Annotated in this window: 21 protein-coding genes; 15 read left to right on the top strand and 6 right to left on the bottom strand. The window is 58.9% G+C overall.

Annotated elements, in window-relative coordinates:
• Positions 1-64: 64 nt before the first annotated feature.
• From GSF67_RS05605 to GSF67_RS05615, 3 genes are read right to left on the bottom strand one after another with little or no spacing between them, the layout of a single operon-like run.
• A complete protein-coding gene (locus tag GSF67_RS05605) occupies positions 65-1,657 on the bottom strand; it encodes an acyl-CoA dehydrogenase family protein (RefSeq protein WP_244399826.1) in 1,593 nt (530 codons plus the stop codon).
• Positions 1,658-1,661: 4 nt separating this feature from the next.
• Entirely contained in the window at positions 1,662-2,435 is a 774-nt protein-coding gene (locus GSF67_RS05610) for an SDR family NAD(P)-dependent oxidoreductase (protein ID WP_006312498.1), read from the bottom strand.
• Complete coding sequence (locus tag GSF67_RS05615; protein WP_006312497.1) at positions 2,432-4,267, bottom strand: AMP-binding protein; 1,836 nt, start codon at positions 4,265-4,267, stop codon at positions 2,432-2,434. The genes GSF67_RS05610 and GSF67_RS05615 overlap by 4 nt, the downstream gene beginning before the upstream one ends.
• Before the next feature lie 144 nt (positions 4,268-4,411).
• On the opposite strand from GSF67_RS05615, the gene GSF67_RS05620 reads away from it, so the two are divergent.
• Positions 4,412-5,209: a crotonase/enoyl-CoA hydratase family protein gene (locus tag GSF67_RS05620; protein ID WP_006312496.1), complete on the top strand. Its 798-nt coding sequence runs from the start codon at positions 4,412-4,414 to the stop codon at positions 5,207-5,209.
• A gap of 49 nt (positions 5,210-5,258) precedes the next feature.
• On the opposite strand, the gene GSF67_RS05625 is transcribed toward GSF67_RS05620, so the two are convergent.
• Complete coding sequence (locus GSF67_RS05625) at positions 5,259-6,179, bottom strand: methylenetetrahydrofolate reductase (RefSeq protein ID WP_006312495.1); 921 nt, start codon at positions 6,177-6,179, stop codon at positions 5,259-5,261.
• A 307-nt stretch (positions 6,180-6,486) separates the two neighbouring features.
• Between GSF67_RS05625 and GSF67_RS05630 the strand changes: the two genes are divergently transcribed.
• Entirely contained in the window at positions 6,487-7,221 is a 735-nt protein-coding gene (locus GSF67_RS05630) for a GntR family transcriptional regulator (protein ID WP_006312494.1), read from the top strand.
• 155 nt (positions 7,222-7,376) lie between these two features.
• Positions 7,377-8,792: an aminomethyltransferase family protein gene (locus GSF67_RS05635; protein ID WP_006312492.1), complete on the top strand. Its 1,416-nt coding sequence runs from the start codon at positions 7,377-7,379 to the stop codon at positions 8,790-8,792.
• A gap of 198 nt (positions 8,793-8,990) precedes the next feature.
• Here the strand turns inward: GSF67_RS05635 and GSF67_RS05640 are convergent, their stop codons facing one another.
• Both GSF67_RS05640 and GSF67_RS05645 read right to left on the bottom strand, forming a co-directional pair.
• Entirely contained in the window at positions 8,991-9,866 is an 876-nt protein-coding gene (locus tag GSF67_RS05640; protein ID WP_006312491.1) for a 4-hydroxyphenyl-beta-ketoacyl-CoA hydrolase, read from the bottom strand.
• Complete coding sequence (locus tag GSF67_RS05645) at positions 9,856-10,335, bottom strand: MarR family winged helix-turn-helix transcriptional regulator (RefSeq protein WP_006312490.1); 480 nt, start codon at positions 10,333-10,335, stop codon at positions 9,856-9,858. The genes GSF67_RS05640 and GSF67_RS05645 overlap by 11 nt, the downstream gene beginning before the upstream one ends.
• 283 nt (positions 10,336-10,618) lie before the next feature.
• Here GSF67_RS05645 and GSF67_RS05650 point away from each other — a divergent pair, with 283 nt between their 5' ends.
• From GSF67_RS05650 to lipA, 12 genes are all read left to right on the top strand, one after another.
• On the top strand, positions 10,619-11,497 hold the full coding sequence (locus tag GSF67_RS05650) for a VOC family protein (protein WP_035215177.1): 879 nt from the start codon (positions 10,619-10,621) through the stop codon (positions 11,495-11,497).
• A complete protein-coding gene (gene kdsA / locus GSF67_RS05655) occupies positions 11,497-12,342 on the top strand; it encodes a 3-deoxy-8-phosphooctulonate synthase (protein ID WP_006312488.1) in 846 nt (281 codons plus the stop codon). The genes GSF67_RS05650 and kdsA overlap by 1 nt, the downstream gene beginning before the upstream one ends.
• A 136-nt stretch (positions 12,343-12,478) precedes the next feature.
• On the top strand, positions 12,479-13,753 hold the full coding sequence (eno, locus tag GSF67_RS05660; RefSeq protein ID WP_006312487.1) for a phosphopyruvate hydratase: 1,275 nt from the start codon (positions 12,479-12,481) through the stop codon (positions 13,751-13,753).
• A gap of 313 nt (positions 13,754-14,066) precedes the next feature.
• Positions 14,067-14,384, top strand: coding sequence for a septum formation initiator family protein (locus GSF67_RS05665; protein WP_010971616.1), 318 nt, complete (start codon positions 14,067-14,069; stop codon positions 14,382-14,384).
• Between the two features lie 153 nt (positions 14,385-14,537).
• Positions 14,538-15,581: a pyruvate dehydrogenase (acetyl-transferring) E1 component subunit alpha gene (gene pdhA / locus GSF67_RS05670; protein ID WP_006312485.1), complete on the top strand. Its 1,044-nt coding sequence runs from the start codon at positions 14,538-14,540 to the stop codon at positions 15,579-15,581.
• A gap of 17 nt (positions 15,582-15,598) precedes the next feature.
• Positions 15,599-17,020, top strand: a complete 1,422-nt coding sequence (locus tag GSF67_RS05675; RefSeq protein WP_006312484.1) for a pyruvate dehydrogenase complex E1 component subunit beta — start codon at positions 15,599-15,601, stop codon at positions 17,018-17,020.
• Between the two features lie 12 nt (positions 17,021-17,032).
• Positions 17,033-17,317, top strand: coding sequence for a hypothetical protein (locus GSF67_RS05680; RefSeq protein WP_162180301.1), 285 nt, complete (start codon positions 17,033-17,035; stop codon positions 17,315-17,317).
• Between the two features lie 2 nt (positions 17,318-17,319).
• Entirely contained in the window at positions 17,320-18,678 is a 1,359-nt protein-coding gene (locus GSF67_RS05685) for a pyruvate dehydrogenase complex dihydrolipoamide acetyltransferase (protein ID WP_006312482.1), read from the top strand.
• Between the two features lie 12 nt (positions 18,679-18,690).
• Positions 18,691-19,335: an SGNH/GDSL hydrolase family protein gene (locus tag GSF67_RS05690; RefSeq protein WP_006312481.1), complete on the top strand. Its 645-nt coding sequence runs from the start codon at positions 18,691-18,693 to the stop codon at positions 19,333-19,335.
• Positions 19,336-19,395: 60 nt separating this feature from the next.
• Positions 19,396-20,841 (top strand): dihydrolipoyl dehydrogenase, encoded by a 1,446-nt coding sequence (gene lpdA / locus GSF67_RS05695; RefSeq protein WP_006312480.1) that lies wholly within the window; start codon positions 19,396-19,398, stop codon positions 20,839-20,841.
• Positions 20,842-20,938: 97 nt separating this feature from the next.
• Positions 20,939-21,187, top strand: a complete 249-nt coding sequence (locus tag GSF67_RS05700) for a GlsB/YeaQ/YmgE family stress response membrane protein (protein ID WP_006312479.1) — start codon at positions 20,939-20,941, stop codon at positions 21,185-21,187.
• 103 nt (positions 21,188-21,290) lie between these two features.
• Positions 21,291-22,259: a lipoyl synthase gene (lipA, locus tag GSF67_RS05705; RefSeq protein ID WP_006312478.1), complete on the top strand. Its 969-nt coding sequence runs from the start codon at positions 21,291-21,293 to the stop codon at positions 22,257-22,259.
• Positions 22,260-22,436: the final 177 nt, after the last annotated feature.

Below are 22,436 nucleotides of genomic sequence, written 5' to 3' on the forward strand. Positions count from 1 at the left end.
TTCCCTCCCAATGATCGGGCGTCGGTGACAGCCCTGAAAAATGCGTCTCATTCTTTTCGTGACGTCAGGCCGCTTTTCCCGTCCGCCGTGCCTGCGCATCCGCGACGCCTTCGACCCGCACGGTCATCCATGCGGCGAATGCCTCCCAGGCGGCGTTCAGATAGTTGTTGGCCTGCCAGAGGCCGGTTTCCGGCTCGTTTTCCAGCGCCGCCATGCGTCGGCTCTCGGCCTCGAAAGCATCCAGCACGGATGCTGCCGCTTTGGTTTTGTCGGACCGGTAATCAGCGAGTTCGCTGCGGGCGCGTTTCAGAAAAACGTCGAGACCTTTTCCGCCTTCCCGCCACAGTCGTCTTGTCAGAAGGTCGATCGCCTGCATGCCGGTGGTGCCTTCATAGATCGTCATCACCCGGGCATCGCGCAGATATTGCTCAAGCGGCCATTCCCGGGTGTAACCCGCGCCGCCGAGTATCTGGATGGCCTGATTGGAGACGGTAAAGCCGGCATCCGCACCGAAATTCTTGACAAGCGGCAGCAGCCAGCGCGAGAGCGCCTGCAGATCGCCGCGCAGCTCTTCCTTCGGCTCCATGCGGGCAAGATCCATGACTGTTGCGAGTTCCAGTGTTGCTGCCCGCAATGTTTCCGTGCGCAGACGGGCTTCCTGAAGCTGGCGGCGAATATCGGGGTGGTGTGCGATGGCGATGGCGGGTTTTGCCGGATCGCCGCCTTGCTGGCGCTCCCGCGCATAGGTTTCGGCAATATCGATGGCGGCCGAGGCTAGTCCCAGCCCCTGACAGCCGGTCTGCAACCGCATCAATTCGATCATGGCGAAAAGCTGCGCCAGCCCGCGCCCTTCCTCACCCAGCAAGAGGCCGCGGGCACCGTCGAAACGCAGCGCGCAGGTAGGCGAGCCGTGCAGCCCCATTTTTTCCTCGATACGCTCGACGGTGACGCCGTTGCGTTCGCCATCGATCTCATCCGGCACAAGGAAAAGGCTGAGGCCGCGCGTCCCGGTTTCTTCGCCGGTGCGGGCGAGAAGACAATGGCCGATACGCATCGCCATGTCATGGTCGCCGAAGGATATCCAGATTTTCCGACCCTCGATGCGCCATGCGCCTTCCCTGAAGACGGCGCGACTGCGCAGACGGGCGAGGTCGGAACCGGCATCAGGCTCGGAAATGCAGATGGTGGCGGCCCATTCCCCCGCCGCAAGGCGCGGCACCCATTCGTCCGCAACGGCTCCTTCCGCGGTCTCGGCAAGAAGGTGACAGGCGGCGCGGGTCGAGCCGGACGCCATCATCAGCGCCACGCAGCCCCGTTCGAAAAGCGGAGCGCAGGTGGCCTGTAACACCAGCGGCAGAGCCTGACCGCCAAAGCGTTCCGGCACATCCATGGCCAGCCAGCCATCGCCCGCATGCCGCCGAAAGGCATCGGTAAAGCCGGTGGGAACGCGAACGCGGCCACCGACCACGGTGCAGCCTTGACGATCGGCGGGTGTATTGAGCGGTTCGAGGACGGTTTCGGCAAAACGCGCCGCTTCGTCGAGGATGGCCGTTACCAAGGCATCATCGCAATCGCCGCGAAGAGACTGGATGCGACGCCAGCCGGGCGTTGCCTTCAGAAGCTCCATCGTGCGGGCCGCCTGGGTTGAAAAGCTCATCACATCACCGCGGCTGCATGCGGATCGCGCCATCCAGCCGGATGACTTCACCGTTCATGTAATCGTTCTCGATGAGAAAGCGCACCGTATCGGCAAATTCGGCTGGATCGCCGAGCCGGGAAGGGTGGGGTATCTGGCCCGCAAGGCTCTCCTGAACCTCCTGCGGCAATCCCTGAAGCAGGGGTGTCAGGAAAATGCCGGGCGCGACGGTATTCACCCGAATGCGGAAGCGGGCAAGTTCGCGTGCTGCGGGCAGGGCGAGTGAAACGATGCCGCCCTTCGACGCGGCATAGGCCGCTTGCCCGATCTGGCCCTCGAAAGCGGCAACCGACGCCGTGTTGACGATCACGCCATTGTCTTGGCGATTATCTTGGCCTTCATCCTGTTCCCTCTCAGCCATGCGAGCGGCCGCAAGCCGCATCATGTTGAAGGTGCCGATCAGGTTGACGCGGATGACCTGTTCGAAATCGCCCAGCGGCTGCGGCCCTTCGCGACCGAGAATTCGACCCGCGGTGCCGATGCCCGCGCAATTGACGAGAATACGAAGGCCGCCTTTGGCGGAAGCGGCTACCTTTATTGCCGCCTGCGCATCGGCGTCGCTTGTCACATCGCCTTGAACGGCCTTACCGCCGATCTCCGCCGCCAGCTTTTCGCCGGCTTCGCCGTTGCGGTCGAAAATGGTGACCGCCGCGCCGCGAGCCGCGAGCATTCGCGCCACGGCCGCGCCGAGGCCGGATGCCGCACCCGTGACGAGTGCGCCTGCGCCTTCGATATTCATGCTGCTACCTCTCTGCCAACGGTGATGACCTGCGGCGTGTCGCCGTAAAGTGACTCTACGAGCTCCTTGCGATGCAGAAGCACGGCGCGCTGGTTGATCGATCCCTTGTCCGTAACCTCGCCTTTCTCGAAGCGCAGCGCGTCTTCCATCACGAGAATGCGCATGACGCGGCTTGCGGAACCGCTCGCCTGTTTTTGATGCGCCGAAAGCTTCGCGACAATCTGCGCCCTGACACTCGGGTGCCGGATGATCTCCGCATCGGAGAGATGTTGCGAACCGGGAACAAGCTCACGTAGCGCCGGCATGAATGGCACGACAAGGGCACCCAATTCGGCCCGGTTTTCGCCCGTTATGACGGCATCGCGGATCAGCCCGGCGAACATGTTGACGAATTGCGCGCGCAAAGGCCCCACGGCCACCCAGGTGCCGGTCTGCAGCTTGAAGTTTTCCGCCATGCGGCCATCGAAATAAAAGCCGCGGCGTGGATCGTCCGCGACGGCAAATTTGACGGTATCGCCGATTCGATAGAACCCTTCCTCGTCGAAGGCTGCCGCCGTCAGTTCGCCATTACGCCAGTAACCGGGCGTGATGTTCGGGCCTTTCAGCCGTAATTCGTACCGGCCATCGAAGGGCACGAGTTTCATCGTCACGCCCTGGGCCGGGATGCCGATATTGCCGGGCTTGTCCTGCGGTTCGGTGCAGAACAGCGAGAAGGGTGCCGTCTCCGTCGAGCCGAGGCCGGCACCCATGAGAACCGCATGGCCGACCGTTGCCATGGAAAGCTCCGTCAGCGCATCCCATGTGTGCTGCGCCATGCCGGCACCGGCATACATCAGCATCTTCAGGTCGCGAAAAAAGCTGCGGCACAGCGCCTCGTCCTTGCGCATGGCCTGGACCAGCATTTCGTGGCCAGCGGGAACGTTGAAATACCAGGTGGGCGATATGTCCCGGAGATTGTCCAGTGTCTGGCCGATCTGCGCCGGGCTGGGCTTGCCGCGATCGATATAATAGGTACCGCCATTATAGAGGACGAGGTTGAACACCTTGTTCCCCGCGGCCGTGTGGTTCCATGGCGCCCAATCAACGACGACCGGCGGCTCCTCGCGAAAGTAGCCATAGCAATCGGCAATCATTTCCTGATTGGAGCACAACATGCGTTGCGTCTGGATGACCGCTTTGGGCGAACCAGTCGTACCTGACGTGAACAGGAATTTGGCGACGGTATCCGGCCCGACCGCATCGAAAGCACGATCAACCGCTTCGGTCGGCTCCGTTTCAAGCAGGGTTTCGAAGTGAAACGTATTGGAGCGATCTTCCGGCAGGTTGCGGAGGCCGACCAGCGGTGTACCGTCGTCGAAAACCTCGCTGAGCGCCCGGCGAAAAGGCGTCGCATCCTCGGCAAAAACCATCCCCGGGGTGATCTGCCCGCGGATGTCGGCGAGTTTGGTGAGATCGGCCGACGTGGCATAGGCCGGCGTGATGGCAGCCGAGGCGATACCGACATGCTGGGCCGCAAGCACCATCAACGCATGCTCGATGGAATTTTCAGAAAGCACCAGCAGCGGCCTCTCGACCGAAAGGTCATGATCGAGAAGGAACTGGCCGATACGCCGTATCTTGTCGAGAGCCTCAGCGTAGCCGACCCGGCGCCATGGCTCGCGACCCTGACGGTCGGCCATCCATGTGCGCTCCGGTGCCGAACGAGACCAGTGAAGGAGACGCTCATTCAATTTCTGCGGATAGGGGCCAAGCGGATCGTTCCGCCAGATCATGATCTCGCCGTTCGGCCGCTTCTCCCATGCGACATCTGGCGACCAAAGTTTCACACTCATCGTCACGACCTCCTCCCAGACGTCATTCACGCGAACCGTACGAATAATCTTTTGTCAAAAAAATGATTACAAGAAAATAATATCCTTGTAAACAAAATGCGGAAGATAGATTGTATATGAGACGAAATTATCGGAGACCTCGCCATGAGCGAAAAAATGACAGAAGAATTTGTCTCTTACGAATTGCGGGGTGACATCGCCCTTGTTGGCCTCAACAGGCCACAAAAGCGCAACGCCATCAGTGACCGTTTCGTTGAGGCTATTGCCGCCGCCGCCGCGCGGGCGGAAAACGAAGCCCGTGCCGCCGTCATTTTCGGTCATGGCGATCATTTCTGCGCCGGTCTCGATCTTGGCGAACATATCCACAAGACGCCGATCGAAGGCGTGCGCGGCTCCCGCCGCTGGCACGCCGTGTTCTCGCAGATCGAGCATGGCACCATACCGTGGGTTTCTGCCCTGCATGGCGCGGTCGTCGGCGGTGGGTTGGAACTGGCCGCCTCGACCCATCTGCGGGTTGCCGACGAAAGCGCCTTCTTTGCGTTGCCCGAGGGCCAGCGCGGCATTTTCGTTGGGGGAGGTGGATCCGTCCGCATCGCGCGGCTGCTGGGGGTCGCCCGCATGAGCGACATGATGCTGACTGGACGGGTCGCTTCGTCCGCCGAAGCCGAACGCTGGAACCTTGTGCAATATGCTGTGCCGCGCGGCGAAGCGCTTGCGAAGGCGCAGGAGCTCGCCACCATTGCAGCGTCCAATGCACCTTTGTCCAACTATGCCGTTATCAACGCGCTTCCCCGCATTCAGGATATGGCCAAGGAGGACGGGCTGTTCGTCGAGTCCTTCATTTCCTCCTTCACGGCGGCCAGCCCCGAAGCCGAAGAACGCCTGCGCGCCTTTCTTGAAAAACGCGCTACGCGGCTGAAAGCGCCGGACACGACGGCCTGACGGCACTGTCCTCACGCCATCTCGCAATATCGCCTGAGAATAAGCTTTCTCAGGCGACATTGGCGAGGGTCCCGGTGGAGGCATGTTTCTTCATCCACTCGGCAGAGGGCTTGATGCCACCGAGCGGAAAAATATGGACATGCTCGATGAGACTATCGGGATTTGCCGCCTTGTGATCGATAAGTTCGGCGATGAAATCGGTCGGTTCGTAAGGAACGAAGAGCCTCGAAAGATCAAGCGCGCGCTTCTGCAGCACCTTCAGAGACGGCCCAACGCCGCAGGCGATTGCGAATTTGATCAATGTCTGCAGTTTTGTCGGACCAGCAATACCGACGTGAACAGGAATTGTGACACCCATATTCCCGATGCGTTTTGCCCATTCGATAACCGCCTTCGCATCGAAGGCGAATTGGGTCGTCAGGGCAAGCCGGGCGTCGGTGCGGCTGGCGAAATCCTGCTTCCACAACAAGGCCTGATCGACACCTCTTGACGAGCCGTCGCTGTCTATGTCGCGATTACCCTCGGGATGGCCGGCCAGATGAAGGTGGGTAAACCCCATCTTGTCGAAGAGGCCCGTCTCAATCATGTCGATCGAGCTCGAAAAACTGCCAGCGGGCTGTTTCTGGCCGCCACCCAGCAGCAGCGCCTGCGTCACGCCGGCCTCGCCCTGGTAACGCTTCAGCCAGTCCTCCAGCTCGTTTTTGCCGCCGATGCCACGCGCCGGCAGATGCGGAATCACGGGAAAGCCTTCGTCATGCAAGCGCTTTGCGGTGGATACCATGTCGGCTATCGGCGTTCCATCTATGTGGGCGATGTAAACCCGCGTGCCGTCAGGCAGAATATTTCTGAAATCATCGATCTTTGCCGCAGTGCGCGGCATGACCTCGATCGACCAGCCAGCTAGGATGTTGCCAGATCTGACAACATCTCCGTCGGCACCGGAATTATCCCAAAAACTCGACCAACCCATCGCTTTCTCCCTTAGCGAGACCTGATTATGTATACATGAAACGGCTACTTCAATCAAAATCTTGCGAAAAACCAAGAATATTGACGAATTATTTAATCTTAATTAGATTGAATGAATACATGTTGATGCGATGGTGTCGGTTTTGCCTATGATTTCTATGCGATTTCAAAGGGAGGCGGCATGTCCTGTTGGTGGTGAAGTTCTGCGTCCTGTTGCTTGAGTTGCTAATGTATACATGGCATGTCGCTTGAATAAGCGTGCTCGATGTCGTTGATGGCGGCGCTCCGGTGGATGGAAGGGGTGAGATATGAGGCAGGTGGATGCTGCGACACATGGCGGCCGGGCGGTGATCGAACTCAGGGAGAAAATCCTGAGTGGCGAATTGCCTGGCGGCATGCGGCTCTTCGAAGTGTCGACCGCCGAGCTTCTGGATATTTCCCGAACTCCGGTGCGCGAAGCGCTGTCGCGCCTCACGGAAGAGGGTTTGCTTAATCGTCTGCCGGGCGGCGGATTTGTTGTGCGCCGCTTTGGTTTTGCGGATGTCGTGGATGCCATTGAAGTACGTGGCGTCATGGAGGGGACGGCAGCGCGGCTTGCCGCTGAGCGCGGTGTCTCGAAAGTGGCGCTGGAGGAGATCGGTGTCACCGTCCAGCAATTGGACCTGTGCTTCGGTGATCGTGTCGATGACGTCGATTTCGATGGTTACGCAGCGCTCAATCGGATTTTTCATCATCAACTGGCGGCGCTCTGCGGCAGTGAGATGATTCGCCGCGAGGTCGAGCGCGCAAGCTCCCTGCCTTTTGCGTCCCCTTCGGCCTTTCTGCCCGACAAGGCGAATATTGGCGCCTTTCGCCGCTCGCTGCGAGGCGCACAGGAGCAGCACAAGGCGATAGTCGCGGCAATCGTGGCGCGGGAAGGCGCGCGCGCGGAGGCTGTGGCTCGGGAGCATTCCCGCACAGCACGCACCAATCTTGAATACATGATCCGCGAAGCGCCCGAACTGATTGCGCAGGTTCCGGGTCTCGCACTCATCAGCGACTAAGCGGCGGAAATCGCTGCAAATCCAAGGGTGGCGCCTTTTGGCGCCGCTTTTATTTTTGTCGATACCCTCCATGACGCGGTAATTTTGCGCTTGCAATTTATCGACGCGCAGCGTTTCATGTATACATCGATGCGATTGCCAGGGAGGAGATGACAATGGCAAATTCCAGTCTGACCGAGGTTTTGAAGCAATATCCGAACCCCGTTGAAATGCTCCGCAACTCAAAAATCGGGATGTATGTATACCCGGTTGTCGCCGGTGAGTTCAGCAACTGGCGTTCTGAGCAGGCCGCCTGGCGCGAGGGTGCCGTGTTGTTTGACCAGTCCCACCACATGGACGAATTGATCGTTGAAGGGCCCGATGCGGAGAAATTCCTTGCCTATCACGGCATCAACTCCTTTTCGAATTTCGATCTCAACCGCGCCAAGCATTTCGTTCCGGTAACGCCTGATGGTCACGTCATTGGTGACCACATCATCTTCCGGGAGCGTCAGGACAAGTTCATCCTCGTCGGCCGCGCTCCGACCTCGAGCTGGCTGATGTTCTGCGCTGCCTATGGCAAGTGGAATGTGCGCATCAAGCATGATCCTCGGTCTCCGTCGCGGCCGGAAGGTGAGCGTGTGCTTCGCACCCACTACCGCTACCAGATCCAGGGACCGGATGCCCCGAAGATCTTCGAGAAGATGAATGGTGGGCCGATCCCGGATATCAAGTTCTTCCATGTCGACTGGATCAATATCGGCTCGAAGAAAGTACAGGCGCTGCGTCACGGCATGTCCGGCGCGCCCGGTCTCGAAGTATGGGGACCGTATGAGGACAAGAGCTACATCCTGTCCTGCATCCTCGAGGCAGCCAAACAGGCCGGCGTCAATCTCGTGCGCTGCGGCAGCCGGGCCTATTCCACCAACACGCTCGAATCGGGCTGGATCCCGTCGCCTCTGCCGGGCATCTACACTGGCGATGGCATGCTGAAGGATTATCGCGACTGGCTGGGCGCGGATAGCTACGAGGCCACGGGCGCGATCGGTGGAAGCTTCGTTTCTGAGAATATCGAGGACTATTACGTCAATCCGTTCGAACTCGGTTACGACTTCTATATCGGTTGGAAGAAGGACGATTTCATTGGCAAGTCGGCGCTCGAGGCCATGAAGGGCAAAACGCATCGCAAGAAGGTGACCTTCGAATGGAATGCAGAGGATGTCGTTGACGTCATCGCCTCAGCCTTCCGTCCTGGCGAAGACCATTACAAGTGGATCGATTTCCCGCAGGCCAATTACGCTTCGACGGGCGCAGACCTTATCCTGAAGGGCGGCAAACATGTGGGGATGTCGATGTTCACCGGCTATTCCTATAATGAGCGCTGCATATTGTCGCTCGGCATCGTCGACAATGACGTTCAGATCGGCGACGTTCTCACGCTTGTCTGGGGCGAGCCAGACGGCGGCTCTGCCAAGACCTCGACGGAGCGCCACAAGCAGAAGGAAATCCGCGTCCGCGTTTCAGAAACGCCTTACGCCGCGGAAGCACGCGACAATTACGCCGACAGCTGGCGCACCAAAAAGGCGTCCTGAGAAGGCTCTCTCTGCCCGCGCCCCTTCACGTGGCGCCATATGAAGCGATCAAAAACAACAAGGCCCACCGGAACCGGTGGGCCTTTGCTATTGTGAAAAGCAGGGGCGCCGCGTCGCCCTCAAATCTCAAGGGTGCGTTTCTTTCAAAAAAGCCCCGGCTCGACGCCGAGGCTTTAATCTCTGCTTTGCAGACTGACGCTACAGTTTCAGCAGCCTGCGTGCATTTTCCTTGAGGATGAGCGGCCGAACTTCGTCCTTTATCGGAATATTGGCGAAGTCGTTGAGCCAGCGCTCCGGCGTCATTGCCGGCCAATCCGAGCCGAACAGCATTTTGTGTTTCAGGAGCGAATTGGCATATTGCACCAGGATCGGCGGGAAATACTTCGGCGACCAGCCGGACATATCGATATAGACATTCGGCTTGTGGGTGGCGACTGACAGCGCCTCTTCCTGCCAGGGGAAGGAAGGATGTGCGAGGATGATCGGCATGTCGGGAAAATCCACCGCCACATCATCGAGGTGGATCGGGTTCGAAAATTTGAGCCGCATTGCCATGCCGCCGCGAAGACCAGCGCCAACGCCGGTCTGCCCGGTGTGAAAAAGCGTAATCGCGCCTTCCTCGGCAATGGCTTCGTAAAGCGGATAGGCCATCCGGTCATTCGGGTAAAAACCCTGCATCGTCGGATGGAATTTGAAACCCTTTACCCCGAATTCGCGCACAAGCCGTCGTGCCTCGCGCGCGCCGGCCTTGCCCTTGGCGGGATCGATCGACGCGAAAGGGATCATGATATCGCTGTTCTCGGCGGCGATCTTCGCCACCTCTTCATTTTCGTAACGTCGAAAACCGGTCTCCCGCTCCGCGTCGACCGGAAAGATCACACAGCCGATCTTGCGCTCACGATAATAGGCGGCGGTTTCCTGCACGGTCGGCAACATGCCCTTGTGGCCGGCGGGGTTCTTGAAATATTTCGCCATGCCCGCCTGAAATTCATCGTAACCATCGTCGCGTGGGCCGCAGCAGGGCTCCTCCGCATGGGTATGCACGTCGATGGCAATAAGTTCATCAATATTCACGGCCTGTTTCTCCCAAATTCATGCCTAGAAATTTATGCAGCAGGACAATGAACTGATCGCGCTCGGCATTGGTCAGGCCTGCGCCGAGCGTTGCCTCATGCGAAAAGAACCATTCGCTTTCCTTGCGCACATGCGCCACGCCTTCAGCCGTCAATGTCAGCTCGATGGCCCTGCGGTCGTCATCCGGAACGCGGCGGGTCACGAGGTTCCTGTCTTCGAAGGCGCGGATCAGCTTGGTCATATGGGCGCGTTTGATCATCAGCCGCTGGCCGAGCGCCGTCTGGCGAATGCCGGGATTGTGCATGATGACGAAAAGCACTGAGAATTCGCCCGGCCGCATGCCGGATTCACCAAGTGCGGTGAAGAAATCATCGTAGGTCTTGAGCTGCGCCAGGCGGATGAGAAATCCAAGCGCTGTCTCCAGCCGGTCGATATTGACGTCCATCGTCTTGCGGGGGAGGTGGTCCATGATGTTTCCGTTTCATGCTTCGCCAAATTTGCCGCATGTCTCAAAAAGAACGCGACCGGCGTCATCATATCGTTCGCATGAGGCGCCATCAAACCCGACAATCTATTCAGAAAATCTACAAATAGATTGTTTACAAGTCAACAATTATACCATCAGACAGAATTATGCAGTCGATACCCGGCCACGAAATAACACCTCTCCTCCGGCGAACGGTTTGCCTCGCCGTTTTCCGCGTGCTTTTCTGGTGCCAGACAATGCCTCCTCCTGACGAAGGGCCTTTCCATTGCGTCCTCACCACGTAGATCATCTCGTATTGCCGGTTGCACAGATCGACGTCGCCACCGCGCGGCTTGCAAGTCTCGGCTTCACCGTTGCGCCTTTGGCGGTTCATCCCTTCGGCACGGCGAATGCCTGTGTGTTCCTTGCTGACGGCACTTATCTGGAGCCGCTCGCAGTTAATAACCCGGCTAAATATGATGAGTCCGCTGACAGAGGTGACGTATTCACCGGCAGGGACAGAGCCTTTCGTGAGAGCCTTGGCCCGGAAGGCTTCTCGGCTCTCGTTGCCAGGAGTGGCGATGCTTTCGCTGATCATCAACGGTTCGTCACGGCGGGCCTGTCGGCGGGTGATCTTTTTGAATTTTCGCGGCCGGTGCAGATGCCGGACGGTTCCCGCAGCGAAGCGGCATTCCGGCTGGCTTTTGCGGCAAGCGGGGCGGCGGCGGATTTTTTCCTGTTCGGCTGCCAGCGGCTGAAGGCCTTGCCGGGAGACCGCGCGGAGCTGGAGCGGCATGCCAACGCTGTCAAGGGGCTCCGCGAGATCGTGCTGTTTTCTGGCGGAGATGCGAAGGCGGCTCGCCTGATCGAGACGGTGTTTGACTGTGAATCCGCGATGTCTCCGGACGGAGATATGATTTTCGCAACCGGCAATGCCAGGATCAGATTGACCGATAAGCCGGCCTTCGCCGGCCTTGATCTGAATACTTCAAATCGGGGTGACGGTGGGCTGCGCGGCGCAGGCATCGTCTTCTCCGTCACCGATCTTGCCGTGACAGCGGCAGTACTTGCTGCTAATGGCGTCTCCAGCATGGAAGCGGGCGGCCGGCTGGTGGTGCCCGCAGCACCCGGTCAGGGCGTCGCCTTCGCCTTCGAGGAAATATGATGAGCGTTACGAACAATCTCAAAGTCACCGCCGGCGATGGTGCCAGCAAGGTCTCCTTCTGCAATAGCGAGCGTTTTTCGCTGATTGCCGGCCCCTGCCAGATGGAAAGCCGCGACCATGCCTTCATGATTGCCGGCGTGCTCAAGGAACTGTGCGACAGTCTGGGCATCGGCCTTGTTTACAAATCCTCCTTCGACAAGGCCAACCGCACCTCGCTTTCCGGCAAGCGCGGCATCGGTCTTGACAGCGCGATGCAGATTTTTGCCGATCTCAAGAAGGAATTCGGCTTTCCGGTTCTGAGCGATATTCACACCGAGGAACAATGCGCCATCGTGTCCGAAGTGGTGGATGTGCTGCAGATCCCGGCCTTCCTCAGCCGGCAGACCGATCTTCTCGTTGCCGCCGCCAAAACCGGCCGAGTCATCAATGTCAAGAAAGGTCAGTTCCTGGCGCCCTGGGACATGAAGAATGTGCTAGCCAAGCTGAATGAAAGCGGCAATCCGAATGTGCTGCTCTGCGAACGCGGCGCGTCCTTCGGTTACAATACGCTCGTCTCCGACATGCGTTCGCTACCGATCATGGCTTCACTCGGTGCACCCGTCGTTTTCGACGCCACCCACTCGGTGCAGCAGCCGGGCGGGCAGGGCGGTTCCACCGGCGGCCAGCGCGAATTTGTCGAGACGCTTTCGCGTGCGGCAGTCGCTGTCGGCGTAGCCGGTCTCTTCATCGAGACCCACGAGGACCCGGACAATGCGCCTTCCGATGGCCCCAACATGGTCCACCTGAAAGACATGCCAAAACTGCTGGAAAAGCTTCTGGCCTTCGACGCCATCACCAAAGCCTGACACAGTGCGTTCGGTTTGTGCCAATCGATTTTAATGGCGGGCGCTCCGTTTCTGCCGCCCGCCGTCATTGTAATTTCTTCGTCATCGTCTAAGACAGGCGACGGAAAATATCTGTTCCATTCCCAAGGGAGAGACCATGACTGCCATTACCGATATCATCGCGCGCGAAATCCTCGACAGCCGCGGCAATCCGACCGTTGAAGTCGATGTTTACCTCGAAGACGGCTCCATGGGCCGTGCGGCCGTTCCGTCCGGCGCCTCCACTGGCGCGCATGAGGCGGTTGAGCTGCGCGATGGCGGCAAGCGTTATCTCGGCAAGGGCGTGGAAAAGGCGGTCGAAGCCGTCAATACGGAAATCTTCGACGCCATCGGCGGTTTCGACGCTGAAAACCAGATCCAGATCGACCAGATGATGATCGCGCTTGACGGCACGCCGAACAAGTCGCGCCTCGGCGCCAACGCCATCCTCGGCGTCTCGCTTGCCATCGCCAAGGCTGCGGCCGAGGCTTCCGGCCTGCCGCTTTACCGTTATGTCGGTGGCCCGAACGCCCATCTGCTTCCGGTTCCGATGATGAACATCATCAACGGCGGCGCGCATGCCGATAACCCCATCGACTTCCAGGAATTCATGATCCTGCCGGTTGGCGCGGAAAACATCCGCGAAGCCGTGCGTATGGGTTCGGAAGTGTTCCACACGCTGAAAAAAGAACTGTCCGCACAGGGCCACAACACCAATGTCGGTGATGAGGGCGGTTTTGCACCGGGCCTCGAGAGCGCGCCGGCAGCCCTCGATTTCATCATGAAGTCGATCGAAAAGGCTGGCTACCGTCCGGGCGAAGACATGTATGTCGGCCTCGACTGCGCATCGACCGAGTTCTTCAAGGACGGTAAGTACGTTCTGGAAGGTGAAGGCCGCACGCTGGAGCCCGGCGCCATGGCCGAATATCTGGCCGAGCTTGTCAATAAATACCCGATCATCTCGGTTGAAGACGGCATGGCCGAAGATGACTGGGAAGGCTGGAAGACGCTGACCGATCTCGTCGGCAACAAATGCCAGCTCGTTGGCGATGATCTCTTCGTCACCAACTCCGCGCGTCTTCGCGACGGCATCAAGATGGGCGTTGCAAACTCCATCCTCGTCAAGGTCAACCAGATCGGTTCGCTTTCCGAGACGCTGGATGCAGTCGAAACGGCACACAAGGCCGGTTACACCGCCGTCATGTCGCACCGTTCGGGCGAAACGGAAGATTCTACCATCGCCGATCTCGCTGTCGCGACGAACTGCGGTCAGATCAAGACCGGTTCGCTTGCCCGTTCTGACCGGCTCGCAAAGTACAACCAGCTGATCCGCATTGAAGAAATGCTGGGTCCGCAGGCTGCCTACGCCGGCCGTTCGATCCTGCGCGGGTAATTCGCCAGGATTTTGTGGGAGGTCGTTACTGCCCGTGACGGGATTGGTATCAGGCCCAGCAACACATTCGACGTCATCCTCGGCCTTGTGCCGAGGATCTGCCAACGTCTCCTCAATTTCGATACGTTGCAGATGCTCGGGACAGGCTCTAGCATGACAAAGGAGAGTTTGACGGTACCATCGCCACCCTAAGCCCGCCCTCCGGCGGGCTTTTTCATGCCGATCTGCCGATTGGAATTTAAGGTCAACGGATAGTTAAACAATCCGGCTTAGTCTCAGAATCACGTTGTGCGTTTTAGGGCTTTTCTCCGGCATGTGGACCAGACATCATAAAAAAAGACGATTCGGCCGTTTGATCGTTCCGGCCATCACGATCGCTTTTCTTTCCTATTTCGGGTATCATTCCATCCATGGCGACTTCGGCCTGCAGGCGACGGAGCGGTTGGAGCGGCAGCGTTTGACCAGAACGGCTGAGCTTGCAAAGCTGACGCAGGCGCGCGTGGCGCTGGAGCGGCAGGTGGAATTACTGAGCGACGGTTCGCTTGAACGCGACATGATCGACGAGATTTCCCGTTACCAGCTGAATATGTCCCGCACCGACGAAATCGTCATCATGAACACATATTTCTAATTAACCTAAATCAAGTTAATTTAACATTTTTTATTTATTCACAGCATCTTAGCGTGAATATGTGCCATGCGTTTAAAGCATTGCTGCATGGCATTTTCTTGCATATGGTACGCGCCAATCTATCCATTCAAACGGCAACTCAGGGAGGGATGAATGGCGCCGCGAAAACCAGCGACCGTATCCGGCCGCAAGACAACGGCAAAGGCTGCAACCGAATTCACTGGCAAGAACAGCCCGGACTTCTCGAAGGATGAAGAGCTTCACGCCTATCGTGAAATGCTGCTCATCCGCCGTTTCGAAGAAAAGGCAGGCCAGCTTTACGGTATGGGCTTTATCGGTGGTTTCTGTCACCTCTACATTGGCCAGGAAGCCGTTGTTGTCGGCATGCAGATGTCGCAGAAGGACGGCGATCAGGTCATCACCGCTTACCGTGACCACGGCCATATGCTTGCTTTGGGCATGAGCGCGCGTGGCGTCATGGCCGAGTTGACCGGCCGAAAGGGCGGCCTGTCGAAAGGCAAGGGCGGCTCCATGCACATGTTCTCCAAGGAGAAGCATTTTTACGGCGGCCACGGCATCGTTGGCGCGCAGGTTTCGCTTGGAACCGGTCTCGCCTTCGCCAACAAATATCGCGGCAATGACAATGTCTCCGTGACCTATTTCGGTGACGGCGCGGCAAACCAGGGCCAGGTCTACGAGAGCTTCAACATGGCTGCTCTCTGGAAGCTGCCGATCATCTATATCGTCGAGAACAACCGTTACGCGATGGGCACCTCGACCGCCCGCGCCACCGCCCAGTCCAACTATTCGCTGCGCGGCCAGTCCTTCGGCATCCCCGGCGTTCAGGTGGATGGCATGGATGTGCGCGCCGTGAAGGCTGCCGCTGACCAGGCGCTGGAGCATTGCCGTTCCGGCAAGGGTCCGATCATTCTGGAAATGCTGACCTACCGTTACCGTGGCCACTCCATGTCGGACCCGGCGAAATACCGCTCCAAGGATGAGGTGCAGAAGATGCGCTCCGAACATGACCCGATCGAACAGGTCAAGGCACGGCTTCTGGACCATGGCTGGGCAAGCGAAGACGAATTGAAGGCCATCGACAAGGATGTCCGTGATATCGTCGCCGACAGCGCCGACTTCGCCCAGAACGACCCCGAGCCGGATGTATCCGAGCTCTACACCGATATTCTGCTCTGATCGGGAAAGGGAAACCCATGCCTGTAGAAATTCTTATGCCCGCCCTTTCCCCGACCATGGAGGAAGGCACGCTTTCCAAATGGCTTAAAAAGGAAGGCGACAAGGTCACCTCCGGCGACGTGATTGCCGAGATCGAGACCGACAAGGCGACCATGGAAGTGGAAGCCGTCGATGAAGGCGTGATCGGCAAGCTGCTGATCGACGCCGGCACCGAAGGTGTCAAGGTCAATACGCCGATCGCCGTTCTGATCCAGGAAGGCGAAAGCGCCGACGACATCTCTTCCTCCGCCAAAAAGGAAGAACCAAAGGCAGAAGCTGCCAATTCCGGTTCGGACGCCGCCGGCGGCAAGACCCGCGAAGCGGCCGAAGAGCCGAGCGCTGCCAAGGAAGCCGCCAAGGTTCCGGCAGCACCCAAGATCGAAGTTGCTGCCGATCCTGATATTCCTGAAGGCACGGAAATGGTGATGACGACGGTGCGTGAAGCGCTGCGCGACGCCATGGCCGAAGAAATGCGCGCCGACGAAAAAGTCTTCGTCATGGGTGAAGAAGTCGCCGAATATCAGGGCGCCTACAAGATCACGCAAGGGTTGTTGCAGGAATTCGGTGAGCGCCGCGTCATCGATACCCCGATCACCGAGCATGGTTTTGCCGGTATCGGCGTCGGCGCTGCGATGACGGGCCTCAAGCCCATCGTCGAATTCATGACATTCAACTTCGCCATGCAGGCGATCGACCAGATCGTCAACTCGGCGGCAAAGACGCTTTACATGTCGGGTGGCCAGATGGGCGCTCCGATGGTGTTCCGTGGTCCCTCGGGCGCTGCTGCCCGCGTTGGCGCGCAGCATTCGCAATGTTACGCCGCGTGGTACAGCCATATTCCGGGCCTCAAGGTCGTCATGCCTTACACGGCAGCCGACGCCAAGGGTCTCTTGAAGGCGGCTATCCGCGATCCGAACCCGGTCATCTTCCTTGAGAATGAAATTCTCTATGGCCAGAGCTTCGAAGTGCCGAAGCTCGATGATTTCGTGCTGCCGATCGGCAAGGCGCGCATTCACCGCAAGGGCAAGGATGCGACCATCGTTTCCTTCGGTATCGGCATGACCTATGCGATCAAGGCGGTTGCGGAACTCGAGAAGCTCGGCATCGACGTCGAACTGATCGATCTGCGCACCATCCGTCCGATGGACCTGCCCACCGTCATCGAATCGGTCAAGAAGACCGGCCGTCTGGTGACCGTCGAGGAAGGTTTCCCGCAGTCATCGGTCGGTGACTTCATCGCCAATCAGGTCATGCGCGCCGCCTTCGACTATCTCGATGCGCCGATCCTCACGATTGCCGGCAAGGACGTTCCGATGCCTTACGCGGCAAACCTCGAAAAGTTGGCTCTGCCGAATGTTGACGAAGTCGTTCAGGCTGTCAAAACCGTCTGCTACAAGTAAGGGGAGGTGAATTTGAGTAAAATAAAACAAATCCTCCCCGCAACTGAAAATTGGTATCGTGTTCTAGGTTCCAAGGCGGCTCCTCAGTTCGAGCGCGTTGTCTTTTGGGCTGTTATCAATGACGGTGAAGGCGATGTGATTGCCGGTGTCCCGCGCGAGTATATCGGCGTCATCGGCGCCGTGAGCGAATGGCTGAACGATGTCGCCGGATATATCGAAGTCTCGCCATCGCAGCTGGATCGGCTGGCGGAGCATCCTGAAGAGCTGGAACAATATAATCTCGTTTGGGGGGACTAGTCATGCCTATCAACATTACCATGCCTGCCCTTTCCCCGACGATGGAAGAGGGCAATCTGACCAAGTGGCTGGTCAAGGAAGGCGACAAGGTCGCCCCCGGTGACGTGATCGCCGAGATCGAGACCGACAAGGCGACCATGGAAGTGGAAGCCGTCGATGAAGGCACCGTCGCCAAGCTGGTTGTTCCGGCCGGCACCGAAGCCGTCAAGGTCAACGCCCTGATCGCGATCCTCGCAGCAGAAGGAGAAGATGTGGCCGAGGCGGCGAAGGGCGGCGATGCCGTTCCTGCCAAGGCGGAAGCTCCCAAGCCGGAAGCCGCAAAGGCTGAAGCGCCGAAGGAAGAAGCTGCTCCAGTCAAGGCTGAAAAGCCGGTAGCCGATCAGGCGGCCGCATCTTCCACACTGGCCCCGGTTGCCAAGTCCGGCGAGCGCATTTTCGCATCGCCACTTGCCCGCCGTCTTGCCAAGGAAGCCGGTCTCGACCTTTCGGCCGTCTCCGGTTCCGGCCCGCATGGCCGTATCGTCAAGACCGATGTGGAAAAGGCTGCCGCTTCCGGCGGTGCAAAGGCTGCTCCCGCCGCTGCTGCATCCGCAGGCGCACCGGCCCCGGCACTCGCCAAGGGCCAGTCCGACGAAGCCGTTCTCAAGCTGTTCGAACAGGGCTCCTACGAGCTTGTGCCGCATGACGGCATGCGCAAGGTCATCGCCAAGCGTCTGGTCGAATCCAAGCAGACGGTTCCGCATTTCTACGTTTCCGTGGATTGCGAACTGGATACGCTTCTGGCGCTGCGCGCCCAGCTCAACGCCGCTGCTCCCGAAAAGGACGGCAAGCCGGTCTACAAGCTGTCGGTCAACGACATGGTCATCAAGGCGCTGGCGCTGGCGCTGCGTGACGTTCCTGACGCCAACGTCTCCTGGACGGAAAGCGCCATGGTCAAGCACAAGCACGCGGATGTCGGCGTTGCCGTTTCCATTCCGGGTGGCCTGATCACGCCGATCATCCGCAAAGCGGAAGAAAAGTCGCTCTCCACCATCTCCAACGAGATGAAGGACTACGGCAAGCGCGCGAAAGAGCGCAAGCTGAAGCCCGAGGAATATCAGGGCGGTACGACTGCCGTGTCCAACATGGGCATGATGGGCGTGAAAAGCTTCTCCGCCGTCATCAACCCGCCGCACGCCACCATTCTGGCTGTCGGTGCGGGCGAACAGCGTGCCGTCGTGAAGAACGGCGAGATCAAGATCGCCAACGTCATGACGGTCACGCTTTCCACCGACCATCGCTGCGTCGATGGCGCGCTCGGAGCCGAACTGATCGGCGCGTTCAAGCGCTACATCGAAAACCCGATGGGCATGCTGGTTTGATCGGAGAATAATATGGTGAAGTCGGTCCTCTGCTTTGGCGATTCTCTCACATGGGGATCAAATGCGGAAACGGGTGGCCGGCACAGCCATGACGATCTTTGGCCGAGCGTCTTGCAGAAGGCGCTCGGTTCCGACGTGCATGTGATCCACGAGGGTCTGGGCGGTCGCACCACCGCTTATGACGACCACACCGGCGATTGCGACCGCAATGGCGCAAGGCTTTTGCCGACGCTGCTGCATAGCCACGCGCCGCTGGATATGGTTATCATCATGCTCGGCACCAACGACATGAAGCCGGCGATCCATGGTTCGGCCATTGTCGCCATGAAGGGTGTCGAGCGGCTGGTGAAACTCACGCGCAACCACGTCTGGCAGGTGTCGGACTGGGAAGCACCTGACGTTCTGATCGTCGCGCCGCCGCAACTATGCGAAACGGCCAATCCGTTCATGGGCGCGATCTTTCGTGATGCTATCGACGAATCGGCGATGCTGGCTTCCGTCTACAGGGACCTTGCCGATGAACTCGATTGCGGCTTTTTCGATGCCGGGTCGGTTGCCCGCACGACGCCGGTGGACGGCGTTCATCTCGATGCTGAAAACACACGGGCCATCGGCCGCGGGCTGGAGCCCGTCGTCCGCATGATGCTCGGACTTTGACACTCATTCTCGTTTCGGGACGGTTTACCATCATCCGAACAAGACAAGGCAGGATTTCCAATGGCTCAATCTTATGACGTCATCATCATCGGTTCGGGACCGGGCGGTTATATTGCCGCGATCCGCGCAGCCCAGCTCGGCATGAAGGTTGCCGTCGTCGAGCGCGAACATCTGGCGGGCATCTGCTCCAACTGGGGCTGCATTCCTACCAAGGCCCTGCTGCGCACCGCCGATGTCATGCACACCGCCACCCACGCCAAGGATTACGGCCTGACGCTGGAAGGTTCGATCAAGCCTGACGTGAAGGCAATCGTGGCGCGCTCGCGCGGCATTGCTGCGCGCATGAACAACGGCGTCGGTTTCCTGTTCAAGAAGAACAAGGTCGATATCATCTGGGGTGAAGCGAAAATCACCAAGCCCGGCGAAATCGTTGTCGGCAAGTCCACCAAGCCGGTGGTTCAGCCGCAGGGTCCGGTTCCGAAGAACACGCTGGGCGAGGGCACTTACACCGCCAAGCACATCATCGTCGCAACAGGCGCCCGCCCGCGCGCGCTTCCGGGCATCGAGCCGGACGGCAAGCTGATCTGGACCTATTTCGAGGCGATGAAGCCGGAAGAGCTGCCGAAGTCGCTGCTCGTCATGGGTTCGGGCGCCATCGGCATCGAATTCGCCAGCTTCTACCGCACCATGGGCGTCGATGTTACCGTCGTCGAGATCATGAGCCAGGTCATGCCGGTCGAAGATGCGGAAATCTCTGCCTTTGCCAAGAAGCAGCTGGAAAAGCAGGGTATCAAGATTCATCTGGAGACCAAGGTTTCCAAGGTCGAGAAGGCCGCGAATTCCGTTACCGCGACGTTGGAGAAGAAGGACGGTTCGTCCGAGAAGATCATCGCTGACCGGATGATTTCGGCTGTCGGCGTCGTGGCGAATGTCGAAGGCATCGGCCTTGAGGCCGCCGGCGTGAAGACCGATCGCGGTTTCATCATCATTGACGGTTACGGCAAAACCAACGTGCCTGGTATTTACGCCATCGGCGATGTCGCCGGCCCGCCGCTGCTCGCCCATAAGGCCGAGCACGAGGCCGTCATCTGCGTTGAAAAGATCGCTGGTCTGCCGAATGTCCATCCGATGGACAAGCTCAAGATCCCCGGCTGCACCTATTGCAACCCGCAGGTCGCCTCGGTTGGTTTGACCGAAGCCAAGGCCAAGGAACAGGGCCGCGACATCCGCGTCGGCCGTTTCTCCTTTGCGGCGAACGGCAAGGCGGTTGCGCTCGGTGAAGACCAGGGCATGGTCAAGACCATCTTCGACAAGAAGACCGGCGAACTGCTCGGTGCCCATATGGTCGGTGCGGAAGTGACCGAACTCATTCAGGGCTTCGTCGTTGCCATGAACCTCGAGACGACGGAAGAGGATCTGATGCACACGATCTTCCCGCATCCGACCATTTCGGAATCGATGAAGGAAAGCGTGCTCGACGCCTACGGACGTGTTCTGAACGCATAAGTGCCCCGTGATGCCCGGCATTGTCTAACCTTGCCGGGTGTCCCATATGTCTCAACGCCGGTTCCTCAAGGGAACTGTTCTTTCAGGGAGCGTGGGAATGGAAAGTGTAGGCTGGATTGCGGCAATCATCATCGGCGGTCTCGCCGGCTGGCTTGCGGGCAAACTCATGGATATGCGCTTCGGCATCTTCATGAACATCATTCTGGGCATTGTCGGTTCGGTTGTCGCCGTCGCCGTCCTTCGCACCCTCGATGTCTTCGTGCAGGACAGCAGGCTCGGTTATTTCGTCACGTCTTTCCTTGGCGCCAGCCTGTTGCTGTTTGTGGCAAAGCTGGTGCGGCGCTAACGGGCCGCATGACCGGAAGGGGCTTACGCTTTTTCTGGAATTGTTCTAAAGCATCCGGCCAACAGGTGTTTAGATCGCTACAGGCGATGGAAGCAGGTTTTTAATGGTCACTATTCTCGACAGGTCGTCCGACGACAAGCGCATCCGCCATCCGGAAAAGGCGCATCGGCCCGATACCGAGGTTATGCGCAAGCCGGAATGGATCCGCGTCAAGGCGCCAACCTCCAAGGGCTATCACGAGACGCGCGAACTGGTGCGCAGCCACAAGCTGGTAACGGTGTGCGAGGAAGCCGGCTGTCCGAATATCGGCGAGTGCTGGGAAAAGAAACACGCGACCTTCATGATCATGGGTGAAATCTGCACCCGTGCCTGCGCCTTCTGTAACGTCGCGACCGGCAAGCCCAATGCGCTTGACATGGACGAGCCTGAGAACGTCGCCAAGGCCGTCAAGCAGATGGGCCTTTCACACGTCGTCATCACCTCGGTTGACCGTGACGATCTCGCTGACGGCGGTGCTGAACATTTCGAGAAGGTCATCTGGGCGATCCGTGCCGCGTCTCCGACGACGACCATCGAAATCCTCACCCCCGACTTCCTGAAGAAGCCCGGCGCGCTGGAGCGCGTCGTCGCCGCCAAGCCTGATGTCTTCAACCACAACATGGAAACCGTTCCGGGCAATTACCTCACGGTTCGTCCGGGCGCGCGTTATTTCCATTCCGTGCGTCTCTTGCAGCGTGTCAAGGAACTGGACCCCACCATGTTCACCAAGTCCGGCATCATGGTCGGCTTGGGTGAAGAGCGCAACGAAGTGCTGCAGCTGATGGACGATCTGCGCAGCGCCGACGTGGACTTCCTGACCATCGGCCAGTATCTGCAGCCGACCCGCAAGCACCACAAGGTTGAGGCCTTCGTCACACCGGAAGAATTCAAGTCCTACGAGACTGTGGCCTATGCCAAGGGCTTCCTGATGGTCTCTTCCAGCCCGCTGACGCGTTCTTCCCACCATGCCGGCGACGATTTTGAGCGCCTGCGTGCGGCCCGCGAGAAGAAGCTGCTGGCTGCTGCTGAGTAAGGACAAGGGTTCGGCAACATAGTTGCTGGATCGGGCGATATGCTCTCTCCACCGTCGTGCTCGTGCTTATCCCGAGCATCTGCGATCTATCGATTGTACGAACGTGATTGGATCCTCGGGACAGGCCCGAGGATGACGTGAGTGGGAGGGTGCGGCTTGTGAAATAGGTCAACCGCC

This window comes from Agrobacterium sp. CGMCC 11546, from assembly GCF_013365515.1.
In the GTDB taxonomy this organism is placed as follows: domain Bacteria; phylum Pseudomonadota; class Alphaproteobacteria; order Rhizobiales; family Rhizobiaceae; genus Agrobacterium; species Agrobacterium fabrum.